This window comes from Maridesulfovibrio pacificus (SeqCode) (assembly GCF_048612815.1).
In the GTDB taxonomy this organism is placed as follows: Bacteria; Desulfobacterota; Desulfovibrionia; order Desulfovibrionales; family Desulfovibrionaceae; genus Maridesulfovibrio; species Maridesulfovibrio pacificus.
This window is the reverse complement of the sequence record NZ_JBLZNE010000001.1, coordinates 2,240,505-2,261,251: the sequence shown is the minus strand read 5'-3', so window position 1 is coordinate 2,261,251 and position 20,747 is coordinate 2,240,505. Positions and strand designations below refer to the sequence as shown.

Sequence of the window (20,747 nt, the reverse complement as noted above, 5' to 3'; positions counted from 1 at the left end):
AAAGTCAAACCAGCCTTTTTTAATTGAGTAATTTTGATAAACCAAAGCGGCGGAGCCAAACTAAAAGTTTCTTTGGTCTCCCCGAAGGGGCCGCCGGAGGCACCTTTAACCGCCCAGATATGCCTTCTTCACTTCCGGGTCATCCATAAGCTCAGCAGACGAACCTTGAGCTACAATTTCCCCGGTATCAAGCACGTAGCCGCGATGGGCGAACTTTAGCGCGAGGTTTGCGTTCTGCTCAATTAAGAGAATGGTGAGCCCCTGTTCATTCAGTTCTTTCAGGGTGCGGAACATGTCATACATGAGCAGTGGTGCAAGGCCCATTGAAGGCTCGTCTAGCATAATGAAGTTGCATTTGGACATGAGGGCGCGCCCCACGGCTAGCATCTGCTGTTCGCCTCCGGAAAGGGATTCACTGCGTTGCTTGCGGCGTTCGGCTAGGCGTGGAAAGAGGGCGAATACGCGGTCATAATCACCATGAACATCCTTGATGGAATCCTTGCGGGCATAGGTTGCCAGCTTGAGGTTTTCCTCCACGGTGAGGTTGCCGAATATGTGTCTTCCTTCCGGCACAAGGACCAAGTGCAGGTCCGAAATAACCTTATGCGGCGGCATGTCGAGGATGGAGTCACCTTTCCATGATATGTCACCAGAGATGACCTTGGGTGCTTCCGGTGGGGGAAGGCGGCTGATGGAAAGCAGGGTGGTCGTTTTACCTGCACCGTTAGCGCCGATCAGGGTGACGATTTCCCCTTCATTAACATTGAAAGAGATGCCGTGCAGGGCTTCGATATTACCGTATTTCACGTGGAGATCTTTGATTTCAAGTAGAGTAGTCATCAGATTGAATCATCTCCCAGATAAGCTTTGATCACAGTCTCGCTGGACTGGATATCTTCAGGTGTTCCTTCGGCGATGGTTGCGCCGAAATCAATACATTTAATCCACTTACAAAGTGTCATAACCACCTTCATCTGATGCTCAATCATGAGGATGGTGATGTCGAATTCATCATGAATCCATTTGATTAGCTTGATCAGACCTTCAACGTCAGAAGAGTTGAGGCCTGCTGCGGGTTCATCAAGGAGCAGTAGCTTGGGCTGGATGGACATGGCCCTAGCTATTTCAACCCGCCGCTGTAATCCATAGGGCAGGTTTGTGGGCAACTCCTCGGCGTATTGCCTGAGATCCATGAATTCGAGCAGTTCAGTGGAGATTCGCTCAATTTCCTTTTCCCGCAGGTAGTAGTTTTTCGTACGCATGATGGCATCGAAAAAGCCGTAGCCCATGCGGTAATGCTGGGCGATGCGGATATTGTCCATAACGGTCATATCGTGCCAGAGCCGGATGTTCTGGAATGTCCGCGCCACGCCTTGAGCTGTTACCTGATGCGGTTTGAGGCCGCGGGTGGGCTTTCCTGCGAGGGTTATGGTCCCTTCTGTTGGCTGATAAAATCCTGATATGAGGTTGAATATGGTGGTTTTGCCTGCCCCGTTCGGGCCGATCAGCCCGGTAAGGGAACCTTCTTCAAGCTCGATATTAAAATCGGAAACGGCTTGTAGCCCCCCGAACCTCTGTGTAAGTCCGTCTATACTTAATAGTGACATTTTATCTCCTTTTCTCGCGGTGTTGACTACTTGAATTTGTAGAATTTCTTGAGCCGCGGGAACAGGTCGGGCAGTTCCTTGTTGCCCATGATTCCTTCGGGTCTGAACTGCATGAGCAGGATCAGGGTCAGCGGAATGAGTACCCATTTCCAGACCTGACTGAGATGGTAAGTGTCCGGGAGCAGATTCAGGAAATGCAGTCCGGTGTCGAGGGCCGGGATGATGAAACGCAGCAACTCGAGCATCACCGTGAAGAATATGGCCGAAAGTATTGATCCTCCAAGTGACCCCATGCCGCCGAGGTAAACCATTACAAGGCATTCGGTGGATTTCATGATGTTGAAGGATTGCGGGTTTACATAGCCGAGTACATGGGCAAAGAGCGCTCCCGCTACCCCGGCAAGACCGGAGGAAAGCATGAAAGCAGCCATCTTCATTTTGTTGGTATCAACGCTCATGATCTCGGCGGCAACTTCATCCTGACAAATGGACATGATGCCTTTGCCGTAGGTGGATGATACAAATCTACGGATCATCCAGATGGACATGAAAGTGCCGAGGATTACCCAGATCATCATCCACGGTATGTCGATTACATCTTCCATGGCGTTAACCACGCGTTTCATACCCATGAATCCACGCGGGCCGCCGATGATGTCCATGTTCTCAATGGCGGATATGACCATGTAGTTGGCTGCAATGGTGATGATGGCCAGATAGTCGCCCCGTGTTTTGAAGGAAGGGACGGCAACAATCAGACCGGCCACAGCGGAAACGAGTCCTGAGATAATTACCACAATCGGGAATCCAAGCGGGGCAAGTTCCGGGGGCAGTATGGGAGCTCCGAAGATCTTGTCCTGAGCGAAAAACATTACGCTCAGAACAGAGGATACATAGGCTCCGATACACATAAATCCGGCATGTCCGCAGGAAAACTCTCCCATATACCCGTTCACAACATTCAAGCTGGATGAAAGGATAATGTTGATGCCGATGAACATGATTACCGACTGGATATAGAGGTCGAGCGCGCCGAACTGGGAAAGGGCTACAACAATGGCGGCCATGGCCCAGATTCCGATATTAAAACTGTACTTCTGCATTCTGTATCCGCCTTAAATCTTGGTTGTCTTGGCAACGCCGAATATTCCGGTGGGCTTAATCCAGAGGATGATAAGCAGGATGGAAAAGGCGAATAGGTCACGGAAAGTTGAGGGGAATATGGCAACAACCCCGACTTCGATGAAGCCGAGCAGGAAGCCGCCGATAAAGGCCCCGCGAATATCTCCGATACCTCCTACAACAGCAGCGATAAAGGCTTTCCAGCCGATGAGAGCCCCCATGTACGGTTCAAGGATAGGGTAGGACATGGCAAAGAGCAGTCCTGCAAGTCCGGCCATTCCTGATCCGAGCACAAAGGTGAATACGATTACGTTGTCGATGGGTATACCCATGAGTGGAATGGCAAATTTATCGTAGGATATGCCGCGCATAGCCATGCCGATTCTTGTCTTGGTAACAATGAATTGCAGGAGCAGGAAGACGGCAATGGCGGCGAAGATAACAATAATCTTAAGGTTGGTCACCGAGACATTGCCGAAAGTGTAGACAACCTTGTCGAGCAGTTCCGGAAATTTTTTACGGCTGGCACCCAGCAGGGCAAGGTTGCCGTTTTCTAGGATTAGGCCGCACATAAGTGCAGTGATGACCACATAAAGTCTATGTGCACCTTTTCGTCTCAAGGGACGGTAGGCAATACGTTCGAGGGTTACCCCTACCCCGGCGGTGAGGATCATGGTTAGTGGAACGGTTAGCGCCAGCACCATCCACGGGGCAAAATCCAGAAAGCCGAGCAGGGCAGTGGCAACGAAAAAGGCGATGTAGGCTCCGACCATGAAAATGTCGCCGTGGGCAAAGTTGATCAGGAGCAGGACACCGTAAACAAGGGTGTATCCCAGCGCAATGAGAGCATAAAAGCTACCCCACTGCAGGGCATTGAGCAGGTTCTGGATGAGGATATCCACTTTCCGTCTTTCCTCTTTTCTTTGGGGTGTTGCAGGGAGGGATTTTCTCAGACGGCGAATCAGATTCGCCGCCTGAGATTACTTCAATGAACTAGGGGCAGACGGATTCGGCGAATACAAAGTTACCGTTTTCGTCAATGCGTACAACAACTGCGCATTTGATGGGATCTCCCTGGCTGTCGAATTTCATGGAACCGGTGATACCTGCGAATTCCCTGATGGAACTGAGGGCATCACGGATAGCTTTACGTTCGGTTTTCAGGTCGGAACTATAGGATCCGGAATCCTGAATGGCCTGAAGCACGAGGCGGGTGGCATCCCAAGTAAGGGCAGCTACATCGTCAGGAGTTTCACCATATTTTGCTTCATAGCGGTCGATGAATTCCTTGGTCGCACCTTTAGCACCGGCTGCGGCGTAATGAGTGGAGAAAAACTGGCCTTTACAATCGTCACCGCAAAGCTTCATCAGCTCAGCGGAACCCCATGCATCAGAACCCATGAAGGGACCTTTGTATCCGAGGTCACGAGCTTGTTTAACAATGAGGGCAACCTGATTGTAGTTGTCTGGAACAAAGATGAAATCGGGATTAGAATTGATGATTTTGGTCAGCTGAGCGGAGAAGTCCTGATCTTTGGTTCCGTGTGATTCAAAGGCTACAATGGCTTTATCGCCGTTTTTCTTTTCAAAGACTTCCTTGAAAATTTCAGCGAGTCCCTTGGAGTAGTCGTTTGAAATATCAAAGAGTACTGCAGCAGTCTTTGCCTTAAACTGTTTGGTGGCAAAGTTTACTGCAACAGGTCCCTGAAAGGGGTCGAGGAATGCTGCGCGGAAAACCCAGGGACGGTTTTTGGTGGTGTCCGGGTTGGTGGACCAAGGTGAAACCATGGGGGTGCGGTTGTCGTTACAGGTCCCGCCTGCGGGGACAGCCTGCTTAGAGGAGTTGGGGCCGATGATTGCAACTACGCCATCCTGCTCGATTAATTTAAGGGCAACGTTTACAGCTGATTCTGCTTTGGATTCGTTGTCTTCATAAAAGAATTCGAGAGGGATTTTTTTGCCGCCAACTTCAAGGCCGCCTTGTCCGTTTATGTCGGCAAGAAGCATTTCTGCAGCGTTCTTGGAGGCCTCACCAACTTTGGGGATATCTCCGGTGAGCGGAATGTTGAACCCGATCTTGATTTTTTCTTCTGTTTTTGAGCAGCCGCTGACAATGATCAGGGCCAGTCCAAGCACCATGAGGGCCAGAAGCGACCTGAGAATCATTTTTTTCATTCTTTACCTCCTGAAGTGTTCATTGGGAATTGTGGATTTGTCTTTGGGTGTAAAAAAAATACCGCAAATGGAAGATTTTAAAAAGACATTTTTGCAAAAAGGCAAATAATATTATCTATATTCTTTTATTACAGCGTATTGTACAAGGTGGATTATTTGTGTTATCTTGTTGGGTTTAGACGTTAAATAATATGTTAAAATTATTACTTCTAATTAAGTGTATATAAATCAGCATGTTATCAATTATTGGGTGCTTTGTTTATGTGTTGCGGTGTGTTTCAGATATATTTCTTGTATGAGTTTTTAGTATAAAATTGTAAAAAAGCTAAATTTAAGAATTGCATTTTGTTTTTCACAAAAATATATGGTCTATATTTTGTAAAAGTGAAAATTAAAAGCTTGAAAGGAAAGAGGGGAAGGAATCTTGCGGTATGTATTTGTTGTTTTTAAGGCTCGTAAATAATTTTGTGCTGATTATAGTTAATAAAAGTAGTTGTTTAGGTGGTAGTCGTTTTTTGACAGTTTTTGAATGATTGGACAATCAACGTTCTTCGAAAAAAGTAAAGCCCCTTAATGCCAGGCATTAAGGGGCTTATTTGTTTAGTACGTGTTAAAATTAGAGCTTAAATCTGTCCATCATATCTTTGAGAGAGCGGGCTTGTTGGTCGAGGTCTTTAACTGCTTCTTCAAGTTGGCGTGAGCTATCAAGGTTCTGCTCACCAGCCTGCTTTATCGAACCGAGGGCCACTGCGACCTGATCAAGGCCGGCTAACTGTTCTTGACTGGAAGCGGCGATCTGTGCTGAGGACTGGGCGGACTGGTTGATAACTGTGCTCAGATTAAGGATAGCTTCCCCGGTCTGAGAGGAGAGTGTTGCCCCGGTTTCAACAGCCTTGCCACCTTGTTCGGTGATCATAACCGCCGAACTGGTGGCTTTCTGGATATCAGCAAGGATTGACTGGATCTGGGCTACGGATTGTTTGGATTGATCAGAAAGGTTTCTGATTTCACGGGCAACCACGGTGAATCCGCGTCCTTCTTCCCCGGCCTTGGATGCCTCAATCGAGGCGTTCACGGCTAGAATATTGGACTGGTCTGCCAGATCATTCACTACATAAATAATGTCACCGATATGCTGGGACTGTTCGGAAAGTTTTACGATAGACTGAGCAATGGTGTCCATCTGGGTGCGGATATCTTTCATTCCTGAAGATGCGTCTTCCGCCGCCTTCTTTCCTTGCTGTGATGTGATAACCGCTTTACGGGCTACATCAGCCACCTGTCTTGATTTTTCATTGGAGAGGTGAGCTGTCTGCTTTACTTCTTCTACTGTGGCATTTGTTTCAGCTACAGCACTTGCTGTTTCTGCGGCACTTGCAGTCAATTCTGCTGAAGCAGCAGAAATCTGGCTCAAGGATGAAGATAGGGTCCGTACTGTTTCATGAATTTGCTGGTTGTCACCTTTGAGGGTTTCAACCATGGTCGCGAGTGCTTTACCAATGGTGTCATTCTCTGAGCGCGGTTTTGCTTCCACGGTGAGATCGGAATTGGCGACTCTTTCCATGGCTTCAGCCATATTATTGAGTGACTCGGTCATTTTGTTGAAGGCTCTTGCCAATGCTCCGAGTTCGTCCTGACGATCAGTTCCTTTGATCTCTTTACTCATATCGCCTTCGGCAATGCGGTAGGCCGCTTCAACAACTTTGCGCAAGGGCAGGGTTATGTTGCGTCCTACAATTACAACGGCAATGAATCCAAGGACAAAGGCAATAATGCCGAAGATCCAAGTGTTCATGATGGCTCTGTCGTTGCGGGCCTGCAGGGAAGGGCCTAGTTTTTCCTGATCCGAAATAACTGATGATTTGGCCTGTTTGATCAAAGTTGTCATCTTAGGGCCGATTACATCCAGTTCGGTGTTAATCAGTCTGTCGCGGGTTGTTGTTTGTGAAAACAGTTCGATTAGGCTTTTGGAGTAATTTTCTTTTGCTTCCTTAATTTCATTTAGCAACATCAGATTCTGGCCTTTTAGAATTGAGCTGAGTTTAATCAGTTCATCGTTGACAGAATCCATTTCTTCCAAGGCCCTTTTTTGATGTGATTCTAGACTCTTATCTAGGAATTTAGTGGTGTATAACCTTGCGAGAACCAGATGTCGGACTCCTTTGGCACAGTGGTAAAGTGCAGCTGAGTTGCTTTGAGATTTTCCGAGATTGTTGATTATGCGTTCGAAATCTTGCTCCATAAGGTCACCTTCCGGGACCAGTATGGAGTTTGCTTGATTGTCTCTTGAAAGTTGAGCTTTTTCCACTTCGGCAAAGCTGGCGTCATATTCTGCCAGTAAGGTTTTAATCTCTTTGATTATTCTAATCCTGTCGCCTGAGACTAGCTCCTTTTCGGCCTGCTCAAGCAGGGGGAAAACCGTTTTTGCGTTTTCAAAGTATTTGCGACTGAACTTCTTGTCGCCGGTGATAATGTAATCTTTAACGTGGGTTCGACCTTGCAGTATGCTGGCTTGAATTTTGCCTATCAGATTTGAATCCTTGGCAAATAAGCGGTAGTCAGTAAAGCCGGAAGATGATTTTTGCAGTGCAAGCATGGATTCCATACTTACAATTCCAAAAAGGGCGAAAACAACAATAAAACTACAGAATATTTTTTGTCCGACAGTAAACCTTTTCAGCATGGCGCAAAAAATCCTTTTGTTTGTTATCTATTGATCATAGGCAGTGCCTCTTTTTATAGAAGCACTGCCTATATATTTGATTAGTCAATACGCCAGAGAGTTCTGACTTGCAAGGTGCGTGGTAATTGAAAGGTTATTATTCGTAATTTGAGTCGCAGAACTCGTTACATTTCTCTTCCACGCTCTGGAGCAGTTGCAGGCATTCCTGCCGGTCAGGGCTTGCGTTCATTTTCATACGCACACTTTCACAGCTCGTACGGCATTCCTTGGCGGATTTGTATGGGGCAAGCGTGATTTCGGAGTACTTAGCACATATGGAATTCTGATTGTCGCATAATTCTTCCGTAGCTAGTGATCTACAAAATGAGCTTACATCCTGCATGCTGGTGGTATGGCCTGAACAGCCTGCCAGAAAGAGTAGCAGGATGCTGCTTATAATAACTCTTTTCAACATGGAATCCTCCGAGTTTATAAAATGTTTTTCATGGCTGCCAGAAAAATTCTGTTGCGGGAATTGTTGCCGATAGAAACAGTCAGCATGTCCGGGAGTCCGAAATCATCCAGTTTCCTTAATTTAAATCCATGGTCTAACATTTCTGCGTACAGTTGTTTTGCCGGAACAGGAGAACTGAACATAATGAAATTACTCTGGCTGGGGTATACGGTACAACCCAGTTCTTCCAGGCCTTTCTGTACGCGTTCCCGGCCTCTGATGATCAGGGCTATGGTAGAGTAGTAGAATTCATTGTGGTTGAGTGCTGCCAGCCCTGCTTCGATATTGAGTGGACTGATAGGAGTGGGAAGTCTGGATTCTTCAAATTCTCTGGCCCGCTCGCTGTTCATGAGTGCATATCCAAGCCGGACTCCCTTAAGTCCGAAGGACCACGAGAAGCTGCGCAGGATAACAAGATTGGGTGCTTTCTCCAGAAAATTGACCATAGAGTAGTCATCTTCCGGCCATGAAAATTCAACAGACCTTTCATCGACAATGAGCAGGGTCCGTTTCGGCAGCAGGTTGGACATGGTTGCAAGTTCTTCAGCGGGAAGGCCGTAACCGGATGGCTCGTCCGGGTTGGTGATGATTACTGCTGCAGTGTTTTCATTTGCTGTCGTTACCAGCTGATCCAAAGGCGGTGAGTAGTTACGGCCTCTGGGCAGGCGCAAAAGTTCTACACCGCATAAGGCTGCGACGCTGCTGTATTCGGGCATGCCGTATTCATAGCTGAGCACATGGTCAACACCTGGTATGGCGGTCAAGCGCAGGGCCAGATCAAGAATCTCAACGGCTCCTCCGGCCATAAGCAAACACTCTTCCGGCACATCATGCCGTTTTGCAAGACCGAATTTAAGGCTGTCTGCCGAACTGTTCTCAAATGCGGAGCAGTTGTTGGCCATGTTTATGATGGCGTTAGAAACGGCCTTTGATATTCCCAGCGGGTTGGAATTACTGGCAAGGTCTACTTCTTTTTTGATTCCATATTTTTTACGAAAAGCAGCTGAGCTCAGTTTTTTGCCGGTTTTGGGTTTGGCTTCCGGAATCTCGGCTTCCTGAACTTCTTCAGCAGGAGCTGCTGTTACTTCGGGTTCAGGTTCCGGTGCAGCGACGGGTTCAGGTTCCGGCTCCGGTGTAGATGCAGCTGTTTTTGCTACTTGCTGTGGTTCCGTTGCCTCATTTTTTGTCACGGGCTTGGAATACATTTCTAGGGGCAGGGTGATTATGCGGATGTCAAAATCGTCACTCAGGGTGGCGTTACTGACTATCTCATTAAGTTTGTCGAAAGAATCAATGATGATATTCAACAGGTCGGTGCTAAGTTCAATTTCATTTTTAAATACCTGATCAAGGACTTTGCCTATCTTGTCGGCCACGCGACTGATGTTGGTGAGTTCAAGCAGCGATGCACTCTCTTTGAGGGAGACAAGTATCCCGTAGACCTGTGCGACAGAGGCCGCAGAAGGGGGGGAACTTTTTTCCATTTCAATGAGTACGTTTTCAATCTGGTCCAGTTTGTCCAGAGATTGTTCCACGAAATGTTGCAGTGCTACATCTTCTTGTAAATCATCAGTCATTTTATCACCTTTGGCAGATTTATTTAAGACGGTTCGGGGTAAATCATTACCCGTTAACCAAGGTTCAGCTTGTCGGTTAAAAAATATTTGTGCAATTTTTTTTAGAAGAAATCCATTATCTTTTTATATTCTTGAATGATAAAAATGGCAAAGGTTGTTCGCTAAAAATATAACTTATTACGGTTGCGCTTTTGAGAACTCTGGTTAATATTAAAAATCAATGACCATCTGTTTGCAGAGATTTGGCGGATTTATCCAAAGATAGATCATTAATAAATCGATTTCCACAGGAAGTTTTTAATTTACGAGGTGTACATATGGTAACCTTTTTCAGTGCTAATGAAGTGGCAGAACTTGCAATGCGTATTGAGCAGAAAGGACAGGCTTTCTACCTGTTGGCTGCAGATGAGGCAAAAGATCCCGGCGCAAAGGAATTTTTCGAATTCTTTGCCGAGGAAGAATCCCGGCATGAACTGTTTTTCCGTGATATGCGTGACCGTATCGGTTCTATTGAGGTCCCTCCGGGAAGCGATTATGAAGAATATACCCAGTATGTGATGGCACTTGTTGATTCCCACGATGTTTTCAATTTTGATTACACCGAGGCTTTTAAAGATGAGTCTTTCAATTTTGAGCAGGCTGTGCGAGCTGCCATGCGTTTTGAAAAGGATACCATTCTTCTTTTCACTGAGTTGAAGAGAATGGTTCCTGATGCAGAACGTAAATTCGTTGAAGAATGTATTGACGAAGAACGCAAGCATTTGCGCATGCTGGCAGAAAAGCTGAGCTAGCTTACGCTGCGAAGGTATTGAAAAGCCCCCTCTGAAATATTCAGAGGGGGCTTTATTTTTGCTTATTTAATGATCAGGTTATTTCTTGATGCCAAGCGCTGTGTTGATCATTGAATCCGTGGTGGTGATTCCCTTGGAGTTAGCCTGAAAGCCGCGCTGAGTAAGAATCATGTAGGCAAATTCGTCCGCCAGATCCACATTTGAGGTTTCAAGGCTGTTACTGACCACAGAACCGAGTCCTTCTTTTCGCGCTACACCTTGGATTGCCTCTCCTGAGTCGACTGTGGCGCTGAAGTAGTTTGATCCTTCACGGCGCAGTCCGAATTCATTTTTAAAATTGTACAGGTTTACCTGATAGAGTTCTGCGCTCATTCCATTGGAGAACAGGGCACTCAAAATTCCATCGGGGCTGAAGGATACGTTCTGGAGGTAGCCCTCCCCGAATCCGTCCTGTGACTGGCTGATGGTTGATGATGAGCCGTAGTAATCTGTAGAGGCAAGAGCGTTGAGTTTTCCGTCAACCATCCCGGGCAGTGAGGATGCATTGCTGCCTATATCCGCAGCTGTCACTCCGGTGGTATTCCATGAGTCGGCCCCGGAAGTGATACCCATATTAAGAGATATGGTCTGTGCTGTAGCGGTTCCGCTTGCCCCGGAAAGAGTAATACTGAAAGTAGGCTGCCCGTTGCTGTTCAAGGTTGCCTGTTCCCAGTTGGCGAGATCCTTACCGTCAGCTGAACCTGCTGCAAGAGTGAAGGCACTCTGGTTGAGCAGGGCTCCGTCACCGGAAAAAGTGAGCGTCCCGGCCATAACAAGTCCGGCTCCGGAGGTTCCGGTCAATGCACCTGCGTCCTCGCCGGGGGGAACGGTTACAATGTATTCCCAGTGTCTTTTATCGGAACTGTCGCCGTCATTTGTTACTTTATCGAAGTATACGACCAGATCGTGCTTGTTACCGTTGTCATCGTAAATCTGAATGGAGCTGTTGTATTCATACTTGTCAGCAGTCAACGGAGTGTCTTTGGTTCCGTCCCATTCCTGAAGCAGGGAAAAGAAGGGTGAATCCTCGTTGCTGCTGTTATCCACTGCACCGGAATCAAGGTTGGTGCGCATAGATACAGAATCTGTCCCTTTCGGGTCTGATTTCACAACCATGATTTTGTTGCCGTACGTGTCGGTTTCTTCTTTCATGGGCAGCACAATGTTTTGCGAGGTGCTGCCAATGTTACCGTCATCATCAATCTTGTAGCCCTGAAGAATGTTATCGTGAGAGTCTACGAGCTGTCCGTTTTTATCAAAGTGGAAGCTGCCTGCACGGGTGTAGCGGCTGGTATTTGAGACCGGGTCGGCTACACGGAAAAATCCCTGACCACCGATAGCAATATCAGTGCTTGAGTTGGTGGTCTCAAAAGAGCCTTCCTTAAAATTAATTCTGGTAGCCGCAACCCTTGTTCCCAGTCCTATCTGTCCCGGTGTGCTGATTCCACCGGATACAATACCGGAATTTGCCTTCCCGGAACTATGGCTGGCGAGTGTTTCAAGAAATGTGTCGCCGCTTTTGTAGGCAGTGGTGTTGACGTTGGCAAGATTGGCACCAATCTGCTGCAGTAGCACACTGTGTGACTTCACGCCCGTCGCGGCTGTATACATTGAGCTGAAACCCATGATTGAACTCCTTGATAGGTGTCGGCATTAAAACTGTGACTCCGCCTGCACCTGTTAAACCTGTAGGCCGGAATAAAAATCCGGTCACCAGTACTTAAGCAAGGGGCGTGCCTAAAGTTTGTATTAAGTAATATCAAGGGTTTGTTAGCTGTGTTTGGAGAGAAGGCGGAAAAAAAGTCCTTCTTAACAAACATTAAGAGGACTTCAAGAGTTGTTCTGATTTCGGGCGTAATTTTTGAGATCAGGCTGAAGCTTTCTTTTTTAAATATCTTTTAAGTTTCATTGCAGGAGCAGACTTAGGATTAATCCCGAGGCATTTCTCAGCATTTTTCAGAGCACCTTTACGGTCCCCTTTTTCATAAAGACAGCGGGCTATATTGAAATAGAGGTTTTCGTCATCATCGGTAAGCCCTAATGCTCTGGAATAAAAATTAACGGCTTCGTCAAACATTTTATTCTTACGCAGGGAGATACCAAAATCATTAAAGAGGTGTTTATGTTCCTGTTCAAAGGCGGCATCAAGATCGATTAATCTACTGAATACATCTGTAGCTTTATCCGCTTCATTGCGGTCAAGGTAGCAGAGGCCGATGCCGAAGTTGGCTCTGATATTATCTTCATCAATGCTGAGGGCTTTGCCGTATTCCATTTCTGCGGTGAAGGTGTTGCCTTCCTTGCGATGGCGGTCGGCCTTGGCAAGAGTCTTCTTCAGCTTTTGGATGGCCGGGAAGACTGTGGATGTATAAAGTTCCACTTCCGGGGTGAATGATTCCAGCAGTTCTTCCTTGCTTATAATCTGCTCTTCACCGGAGGGAACATCATTTTCATTGAGCACCCGCAAGCCAACTTCCCCATTATCTTTTTCCTCCGCAAAATACAGAAAAGACTGGATGACTTTTCTTTTAGTCGTTCCGGTTCCGATTTCCTGTATCAGTTTAGTGGAAAAAGTGCCCTTTATTTTGGGCATGGAAGCTGTGCTTTCAGCCATAACGTCTGTTTTGTCTCTTACTGTTTAGAATATATAATTAAAATTATGTCAGCCACATGTCTTCTGTGCGTATAGCACAGATCTGTATGAGCCTCAATTTTTAAAACTAGTAAAAAAGCGGGACAGTCTTACAACTGTCCCGCTTTACTGTTAAATTAATGCAAATATAAAGTCTGTTACAGAATGTAACGTGAAAGATCTCTGTCCTCTGTTACATCTTGCAGTTGTTTCTGTACGTATTCCTTATCAATAACAATTGAATCTCCCGAACGGTCCGGTGCTTCAAAGGAAAGGTCGGAGAGAATTTTTTCCATGATCGTGTAAAGTCTACGTGCACCGATGTTTTCAGTTTCTTCATTGAATTTCTGGGCGTTGAAGGCCACTTCTTCAAGTGCTTCACGGCTGAAATCAATGCTCAGTTTTTCGGTTTCCAGCAAGGCCTTGTACTGTACAGTCAGGGCGTTCTGCGGCTCGGTGAGAATACGGTAGAAGTCGTCTTTATCTAGCGAGGTCAGTTCCACGCGCAGGGGAAAACGGCCCTGAAGTTCCGGGATCAGGTCAGAGGGCTTGGCGTAGCTGAATGCACCTGCGGATATGAACAGGATGTGGTCGGTCTTGACCATGCCGTACTTGGTATTGACCACGCATCCTTCAACAACGGGAAGCAGGTCGCGCTGCACGCCTTCGCGGGAAACGTTTGCGGAGCCGCCGCCTTCCTGATTCCCTGCAATCTTGTCAATTTCATCAAGGAAGAGGATACCGCCCTGCTCAACACGTTCACGGGCCAGTTCTGCCACGTTATCCATATCGATGAGCTTGTCTGATTCCTGCTGGATGAGGATATCGTAAGCCTCGCGGATTTTGACCTTGCGCATTTTTTTCTTGTTGGGAAACATCTTGCCGATCATATCGTTGACCTGCATGCCCATGTCTTCCATACCGGGCATGGACATAATTTCCACGCCGCCGCCCTGTACGGAAACTTCGATTTCCACTTCACGATCATCGAGTTTGCCTTCGCGCCACATTTTGCGGAATTTTTCGCGGGTGGATGACTGGTCGGCTGCGGGCTGTTCTTGCTGTTCTTCCGGGGCAGCGGGATTGAAGAATCCCATGCCGGGCTGCTTGGGCTTGGAAGAGGGGAGCAGAATATCGAGAAGCGCGTCTTCAGCGTGTTTTTCAGCCTTGACTTTTACCTTATCCATTTCTTCCTTACGCACAAGATTGATGCCGATTTCCATAAGGTCGCGGACCATGGATTCAACATCGCGGCCAACGTAACCCACCTCGGTGAATTTGGTGGCTTCGACCTTGAAGAACGGGCATCCGGCAAGCTTAGCCAGACGGCGGGCGATTTCGGTTTTACCAACCCCGGTGGGGCCCATCATGATGATGTTTTTGGGTGCGATTTCGTCACGCAGTTCCGGCGGAAGCTGCTGACGGCGCCAGCGGTTACGCATGGCAATGGCGACCATCCGTTTGGCATCGGACTGGCCGATAATGAATTTGTCCAGTTCAGAAACGATTTCTCTAGGTGTAAGATTGCTCATTTTTCAGGCTCGCGAAATTTTATTTTTCAAGGGTTTTGAGAACAAAGTGATCATTGGTGTAAACGCAGATTTCACTGGCGATTTCCATGGATTTCTGCGCTATGTCCGCAGCGGGCATATCGGTATTGCGCATGAGCGCACGGGCTGCGGAAAGGGCGTAGGAGCCGCCGGAACCGATGGCAGCGACACCGTCGTCAGGTTCGATAACATCACCGTTACCACTGATGATGAGGATATGCTCGGCATCAGCAACCATGATCATGGCTTCCAGCTTGCGCAGGAATTTATCAGTGCGCCAGTCGGTAGCCATCTCAACGGCGGAGCGTACAAGGTTGCCGGAGTAGGTTTTGAGTTTCTTTTCAAAGCGTTCAAAAAGGGTAAATGCATCAGCAGTCGCTCCGGCGAATCCGGCGATGACCTCATCATTGTAAAGGGTACGGACTTTAACTGCGGAATGTTTCATAACCACAGCCTGTCCCATAGTGACCTGACCGTCACCGATCATGGCAGTGCCTTTATCGTCCTTAACGGCCAGAATGGTTGTTCCTCTCATTTCCATGTTCATCTCCTGATTCATCTATTTCAATATGACGGATTGAGTTCAATTTGTTTATGAATTCAATAATTACGCCGGGGGATATTTATTCATAGCGGCGTGAAATTTTTGGTTACCAGAACATAATACCTGTGGGGGGGATGGCAAGGGGGGAGGGATGAAGATGAGTTTAAATGTTTATTATTTTTGAGTAAGTGTGTTTGTCTATATGTGGCTTTGCTTTTGATATTAATGAGCGTATGAAAGTGAGGTTTTAAAAATATACACATATTCAATACGATAAAAGGAGTTTGCTATGCGCATTTTTCCTCCAGAGGTTGAGGTTGGGGATTATGAAGGCTTCACACCAGAGAAAGATATATTCCGACGAAAAGAGTTCGGCGAGTCGTTAAGAAGTCTTTTTGGAAATGTTGAAGACCCAATGGTTGCAATTCTCGATGAGCCGTGGGGTGCTGGCAAATCTACATTTATAAAAATGTGGTGTGGTCATATGCGGCTGCATGGTTTTCCTGTCATTTATTTTGATGCTTTTAAACATGACTATTCAGATGATGCTTTTATAGCGATTGCTGGGGAAGTTGTCGCTGCGGCGCAAGAGTTAGATGTTCCATCCAGTACCACGCAAGATTTTATTGATAATGCAGCGCAGGTGGGAGTCCAAGTTGCCTCAGCTGTGGGGAAAGGAATAATAAAAAGAGGGCTTCAAAAATTTGTTGGCAAAGAAGGAGAGGAAGAACTCTCTGAAATTCTCACCGAATCTACTCAAGTTGCGTTTGATGGTATGGAGTCTATTTTAAAAGCTAAACTGGCTAGTAGACGTCAAGAAAGGAAGTCGTTTAAAAATTTTAGTAAAATTCTTGATTCGGTTGCAATTAACATGTCCTCGCAGCTTCAAGATTACTTAGTTGCGAATGACATAGATGGGAATATTCCAAATGAGGAAAATTCAAAACGTCCTTTAATAATCGTGATTGATGAGTTGGACAGGTGTAAGCCTACATTTGCATTAGATGTTTTGGAGAAGATAAAACATTTCTTTAGTAGAGAGGGTATTCATTTTTTTCTTGTTACTCATATGGAGCAACTTGAGTGTGCTGTGTCGTCAAGTTATGGTTTGGATACGCACGCCGGTACGTATTTAGAGAAATTTTACGATTTGAGAGTTAAATTTCCTAACAAAGATAATTCTGCGGTTAAAACGGTTTATAGTTTTGGGCATTATTTGCTCGATATTATTGATTGTGAGCAAGATAGTCGCTCAGATAGTTTTGTTCATGCTTTAGAAATGTTCTGTGAAGATCATGAAATTGAGCTAAGAACAATGAGTAAGATAGCAACTAGATACTTTTTAGCACGTAGAGGGAGTCTAGCTAAAGATAATCCGTATATTTTGCTGTTTCTTTGTTTTACGTTGCATTTAGATGAATCTCTATATTCAAAGATTAGATCTGGAACTAATAGCGTGCAAGATATACAAAATGTAATTTATTTTAATGAAACAGATCGCGAAGAAGATCCTTTTTCTGATGATTTGATTTGTTGCTTGGTTCCATTTGAAAGAATGAATCCAGAATGGCAAAAGCGTTATCACGATGGTCAACATGCTAATTGGAATTATAAACGAACAACGAGGCCATTAATAAAAATTATTGACTCAATTCTTTAATAAATAAAACATCCCTCCCCCGACCAAATGGCAGAGGAGGGAGTTTTTTTGTCAGAAGTGCTCTATAGGTCCATTTCCTTTCCCTTCCTTCCAAAAATCCAGCTCCCCAACCTAAAGAAATATTAATTTATGCCGAAAATAATATTGATACGCACTTAACCTCTAAAACACTAATATCCGAGGCCAGCCATGAGAATCAATGAATCTTCGGGCTTTAAGTTTAATATTTTCGATATGAAGAAACCTGTTGAGGAAGAGGAGAATTCTACTCATCAGCAAGTTTCAACTCAAGAAAATCAGGGGCATACTTTTTCCCAGCGCAATATGATGGCAGACAGTTTCGTCAAGCAGAATCATGAGGAGTCACGCTATATTAACGGGTTGATGACTTCTTATGCGGTAGCTGATCAATTCCGTAGCCAGATGCAGAGTGTGCTTGAGTCTGGCCAGCTTGATGCTGCGATTACCTCTGCAGCTTCACCTGGAAATATGGCCGAAATGATGCTTGTCGGTATGAAAGCGGAAAGGGCAGCAGAAGAAAAGGCAGAGAATTATACTAAGGAAAAGCTCGAAGAGAAGATAGAAGCTGAGCGTAAGGAAGAGGAAAAAGAGCAGGAACAGAAGGTCGAGGAAAAGATTGAAGAAAAGCTCATGCCCGATGGAGCCAAGCAGGTTCTGGACGCTGATCCTGATCCCGAGGAGCTTACCGAGGAAATTGCGGAGAAGGTCGAAGAGGCTACTGAAGCCAGAGGTGACAAGATTTTAAAAGGCAACGAGCAGGATGAACCTCAGACCGTTGCCGGGAATGTTCAGGCTGCTGAGCAGGTAAGTACAGTCGCGGCGGCAAGTTCTGTCGCACCGGAAGGTAATAAGAAGGTCGATCTGACCGGAGAGTCTACGCAGACCGTGCAAGGAGGCAGTGCTTCTGTCGGTACGGTTCCTCCGCCGGGAACATATGTTGATGAAGTTGTTTAGGGTTTGAATTAGCCAGAAAAATTTAAAGCTCCCTCCTGCAAACGCAAGAGGGAGCTTTATCGATCTATGACAATTTGTCTTTGAAACGGCGAAGCCCTTATTCCGCAGCTTCCCTTAATTCCTTAACAGACTTGGCATAAGCGCGGAACACGTTCTCCCTGTTCAGGATACCGATGATCCTGTTGGGATCTTCTTTACTTACAACCGGAATCTGCCCGTAGTCGGTGTCTACGAACTTGAGCAGGGCGGTGTAAAGGTCATCATCCGCTTTGAGGGTTGCCGGTTTGGTGGCGAGGTCCTTGGCTAGGATGAGGTCGAAGAGATCCGGGTTGAAGAGGTGGTTACGGACATTCTGAATGGTCAGTATTCCGGTGATTATCCCTTCCTCGTTCTTGACCGGGAAGTAAAGCTCGTTGGTGTTGGCGATGATGTCTGTCAGTGCCTTGAGCGTGGTTCCTTCTTCAAGGGTGGTTACTCGGCCCGGTTTGTAGTGGGTATCTACGTGTAAACCTTCAAGTATATTGATGGTCTTGTCCTCGATATGAGCCGGGGAATCGAATTTACTTTCCACCTGATGCTCATAAAGGGAGAAGCTGCGTCCCAGAACGATGCACAGCGCAGAAGCGAGCATAAGCGGGGCCAGCAGGCCGTAACCCTGTGTTAATTCACAGACCATGATCAGCGGTCCGATGGGGGCTTTTGCCACCCCGGCGAAGAATGCGGCCATACCGACCAGTACGTAGCCGCCGGGCTGGGTTACGATGTCGGGATAGTATTTCCCGGCAAGCTGTCCCACGATACCGCCGGACATGCCGCCTACGAAAAGAGCGGGAGCAAACATACCACCGGACATACCGGAACCGATAGTCATGGAGGTGGCGATGGTTTTGCCGATTACAATAGCGATCATCATCATGAGCGGAATTTCACCCATGATTGCCATTTCCAGCCAGCCGTAACCGCCAGTGAGCACCTGCGGGAAGAACATACCCATGATGCCCATGAGCAGTCCGCCGAGAGCTGTGGCCCACATGAGGCCGACACGATCCCTGATCTGGTTGAACACCGAGAACTTGATAAAGCGGAAAGTGCGGATATACATCCAGCCCGCCAAGGTACAGGCGAAAGCCAGAGCCACGTAGAATATCAGTTCCCGCGGATCATGGAAGACAAAGCGCGGGATACCGAAGATCGGTTCAGTGCCGTAAAAAAGTGTGAACAGGGAATAAGAAACAACGGAGGATATGACCGAAGGCAGGATAGCCTCGGATTCAAAGTCCTCACGGTAGATTACCTCGATGGCGGTGAGTGCGCCACCCAGCGGGGCGCGGAAGATCGCACCGAGACCGCCTGCTGCACCGGAAAGGAGCAGGATACGGCGTTCCTTGGTGGAAAGTTTCAGCTTCTGGGCCAGCCATGAGCCTACTCCGGCTCCCATCTGGGTGATGGGACCTTCACGGCCCGCACTACCACCGCAGGAGATGGTGAAAACCGAGGTGATTCCTTTGATGATGGGCACGATGGGGCGCATGAGTCCGCTGCCCTGATGGAAACATTTGATGGTGGCGTCAGTACCGTCTGTGCCGCCGGAGGTTGTCTCCGGTATGTACTTGTTGACCAGCCATCCGGTAACCAGACCCACTATAGTCAGGCAGATGGGGATGGTCCAAGTGCGCAGATGTTCCCCGGCATGGCCGTGGAAAAGCTCTTCGCCTTCAGGGGCAGGCAGGGAAAGTCCGGCCAGCTGGCTCATGAAAATGTGTTTGCCAAGTTCTACCGCGCCAAAAAAAAGCACGGCCACTATACCGGAAAGGATACCTACTACAATACCGAGTACCAGCCAGCGGAAATGGCTGACTTTACGATAGGAGCGGGCGAGGTCTTTCCATGTATGCAGATTGAGAAAAGGACTCATTATTCTGCTCCTGATTCTGATTCGCTCAGATGCAGGCCGGGACGGACCTGTGATTCAGGGTATGAAAGAATTTCTCTGGCAAGGCCGATATCAATACCGATGCGTTCTTTGAGTTCGTCCAGACCGTTGAATTTTTTCTCGGAACGGATGCGCTGGATGAAGTGTACTCGGATATCCTTGCCGTAAATATCTTTGGAAAAATCGAGAATGTGTGCTTCTACGGAAAGGGCTTCATTGCCGAAAGTGGGATTTTTACCGATGTTTGCAACACCGGGCAGGACCTTACCTTCGACTTCCACACGGATGGCGTAGACCCCTTTCTTGGGGAAAAGTTCATCTTCAAGCTTGATGTTGGCTGTGGGGAAACCGAGCAGTCGTCCGCCTCTGTTCATGCCGTGAACAACTTCACCGCGCACCTGATAAAAACGGCCGAGCAACGGACGTACGTCCCAGACATTACCTTCGCTGACCATATCGCGGATACGGGAGGAGCTGACTACAGCATCATTAATGATTACCGGATCAAGGCGTTCGACCCCGTATTCATGCTTTTGACCCAGTTTCACGATGGTTTCGTAATTGCCGCTGCGTCCTTTACCCAATGCATAGTCATAACCAACGACCATTTCTTTCATCCCGAGCGGTTCAATGAGGTACTGCTGTATGAATTCTTCGGGAGAAAGGGCCGCCATTTCCTTGGTGAAATTCAGGGCCAGTATTATGTCCGGCTTATGCAGGGCGATAAGTTCCAGTTTTTGAGAGGTAAGGGTGATGAAAGGCGGGGTTTTGCTGTTGACCAGTACCCGAAGGGGATGTGGGTCAAAGGTTACTACTACACTGGCAAGGCCGTTGGCTCGTGCTTTTTTGCAGGTGCTGCTGATCAGCTTTTGGTGGCCTTTGTGGACCCCGTCAAAGTTTCCGATTGTTACGCATGCGCCTTTTTCAGGCTTGATAATTTCATCTATTGATTTTGCGATGATCATA

At 47.1% G+C, this 20,747-nt stretch carries 17 protein-coding genes; 3 read left to right on the top strand and 14 right to left on the bottom strand.

Annotation, left to right across the window (positions count from 1 at the left end):
• Positions 1-105: 105 nt before the first annotated feature.
• The 8 genes from ACNI23_RS10535 to ACNI23_RS10500 all read right to left on the bottom strand — a co-directional run bounded on the left by ACNI23_RS10535 (position 106) and on the right by ACNI23_RS10500 (position 9,657).
• Positions 106-840 (bottom strand): ABC transporter ATP-binding protein, encoded by a 735-nt coding sequence (locus ACNI23_RS10535; RefSeq protein ID WP_420248533.1) that lies wholly within the window; start codon positions 838-840, stop codon positions 106-108.
• Positions 840-1,607, bottom strand: coding sequence for an ABC transporter ATP-binding protein (locus ACNI23_RS10530; RefSeq protein WP_420248531.1), 768 nt, complete (start codon positions 1,605-1,607; stop codon positions 840-842). The genes ACNI23_RS10535 and ACNI23_RS10530 overlap by 1 nt, the downstream gene beginning before the upstream one ends.
• A 26-nt stretch (positions 1,608-1,633) precedes the next feature.
• Positions 1,634-2,710 (bottom strand): branched-chain amino acid ABC transporter permease, encoded by a 1,077-nt coding sequence (locus ACNI23_RS10525; RefSeq protein WP_420248529.1) that lies wholly within the window; start codon positions 2,708-2,710, stop codon positions 1,634-1,636.
• A gap of 12 nt (positions 2,711-2,722) precedes the next feature.
• On the bottom strand, positions 2,723-3,631 hold the full coding sequence (locus ACNI23_RS10520) for a branched-chain amino acid ABC transporter permease (RefSeq protein ID WP_420248527.1): 909 nt from the start codon (positions 3,629-3,631) through the stop codon (positions 2,723-2,725).
• 91 nt (positions 3,632-3,722) lie between these two features.
• Positions 3,723-4,904 carry an ABC transporter substrate-binding protein gene (locus ACNI23_RS10515; protein ID WP_420248525.1) on the bottom strand — a complete coding sequence of 394 codons (1,182 nt, stop codon included), beginning with the start codon at positions 4,902-4,904 and terminating at the stop codon, positions 3,723-3,725.
• Between the two features lie 616 nt (positions 4,905-5,520).
• The gene (locus ACNI23_RS10510; RefSeq protein WP_420248524.1) at positions 5,521-7,587 is read right to left on the bottom strand and encodes a methyl-accepting chemotaxis protein; all 2,067 of its coding nucleotides are present in this window, start codon (positions 7,585-7,587) and stop codon (positions 5,521-5,523) included.
• 136 nt (positions 7,588-7,723) lie between these two features.
• Positions 7,724-8,041, bottom strand: a complete 318-nt coding sequence (locus ACNI23_RS10505) for a hypothetical protein (protein WP_420248523.1) — start codon at positions 8,039-8,041, stop codon at positions 7,724-7,726.
• Positions 8,042-8,055: 14 nt separating this feature from the next.
• Complete coding sequence (locus ACNI23_RS10500) at positions 8,056-9,657, bottom strand: aminotransferase class I/II-fold pyridoxal phosphate-dependent enzyme (protein WP_420248522.1); 1,602 nt, start codon at positions 9,655-9,657, stop codon at positions 8,056-8,058.
• A gap of 317 nt (positions 9,658-9,974) precedes the next feature.
• Here ACNI23_RS10500 and ACNI23_RS10495 point away from each other — a divergent pair, with 317 nt between their 5' ends.
• A complete protein-coding gene (locus ACNI23_RS10495) occupies positions 9,975-10,448 on the top strand; it encodes a ferritin-like domain-containing protein (protein WP_420248520.1) in 474 nt (157 codons plus the stop codon).
• 78 nt (positions 10,449-10,526) lie between these two features.
• Here ACNI23_RS10495 and ACNI23_RS10490 read toward each other — a convergent pair whose 3' ends face one another.
• The 4 genes from ACNI23_RS10490 to hslV form a co-directional block, all read right to left on the bottom strand.
• Positions 10,527-12,113 (bottom strand): flagellar hook protein FlgE, encoded by a 1,587-nt coding sequence (locus tag ACNI23_RS10490; RefSeq protein WP_420248519.1) that lies wholly within the window; start codon positions 12,111-12,113, stop codon positions 10,527-10,529.
• 241 nt (positions 12,114-12,354) lie between these two features.
• Positions 12,355-13,101, bottom strand: a complete 747-nt coding sequence (locus tag ACNI23_RS10485) for a tetratricopeptide repeat protein (protein WP_420248518.1) — start codon at positions 13,099-13,101, stop codon at positions 12,355-12,357.
• A gap of 176 nt (positions 13,102-13,277) precedes the next feature.
• Positions 13,278-14,651 (bottom strand): ATP-dependent protease ATPase subunit HslU, encoded by a 1,374-nt coding sequence (gene hslU, locus ACNI23_RS10480; protein WP_420248517.1) that lies wholly within the window; start codon positions 14,649-14,651, stop codon positions 13,278-13,280.
• A gap of 19 nt (positions 14,652-14,670) precedes the next feature.
• Positions 14,671-15,210 (bottom strand): ATP-dependent protease subunit HslV, encoded by a 540-nt coding sequence (gene hslV / locus ACNI23_RS10475; RefSeq protein WP_420248516.1) that lies wholly within the window; start codon positions 15,208-15,210, stop codon positions 14,671-14,673.
• Positions 15,211-15,502: 292 nt separating this feature from the next.
• Between hslV and ACNI23_RS10470 the strand changes: the two genes are divergently transcribed.
• On the top strand, positions 15,503-16,873 hold the full coding sequence (locus tag ACNI23_RS10470) for a KAP family P-loop NTPase fold protein (RefSeq protein ID WP_420248515.1): 1,371 nt from the start codon (positions 15,503-15,505) through the stop codon (positions 16,871-16,873).
• A gap of 189 nt (positions 16,874-17,062) precedes the next feature.
• Positions 17,063-17,848 (top strand): hypothetical protein, encoded by a 786-nt coding sequence (locus tag ACNI23_RS10465; RefSeq protein WP_420248513.1) that lies wholly within the window; start codon positions 17,063-17,065, stop codon positions 17,846-17,848.
• Positions 17,849-17,945: 97 nt separating this feature from the next.
• Here ACNI23_RS10465 and ACNI23_RS10460 read toward each other — a convergent pair whose 3' ends face one another.
• Together ACNI23_RS10460 and ACNI23_RS10455 are read right to left on the bottom strand one after the other, a co-directional pair.
• Positions 17,946-19,763: a chloride channel protein gene (locus ACNI23_RS10460; RefSeq protein ID WP_420248512.1), complete on the bottom strand. Its 1,818-nt coding sequence runs from the start codon at positions 19,761-19,763 to the stop codon at positions 17,946-17,948.
• On the bottom strand, positions 19,763-20,746 hold the full coding sequence (locus ACNI23_RS10455; protein ID WP_420248511.1) for a bifunctional riboflavin kinase/FAD synthetase: 984 nt from the start codon (positions 20,744-20,746) through the stop codon (positions 19,763-19,765). Before ACNI23_RS10455 ends, ACNI23_RS10460 begins: the two co-directional genes overlap by 1 nt.
• Position 20,747 lies beyond the last annotated feature (1 nt).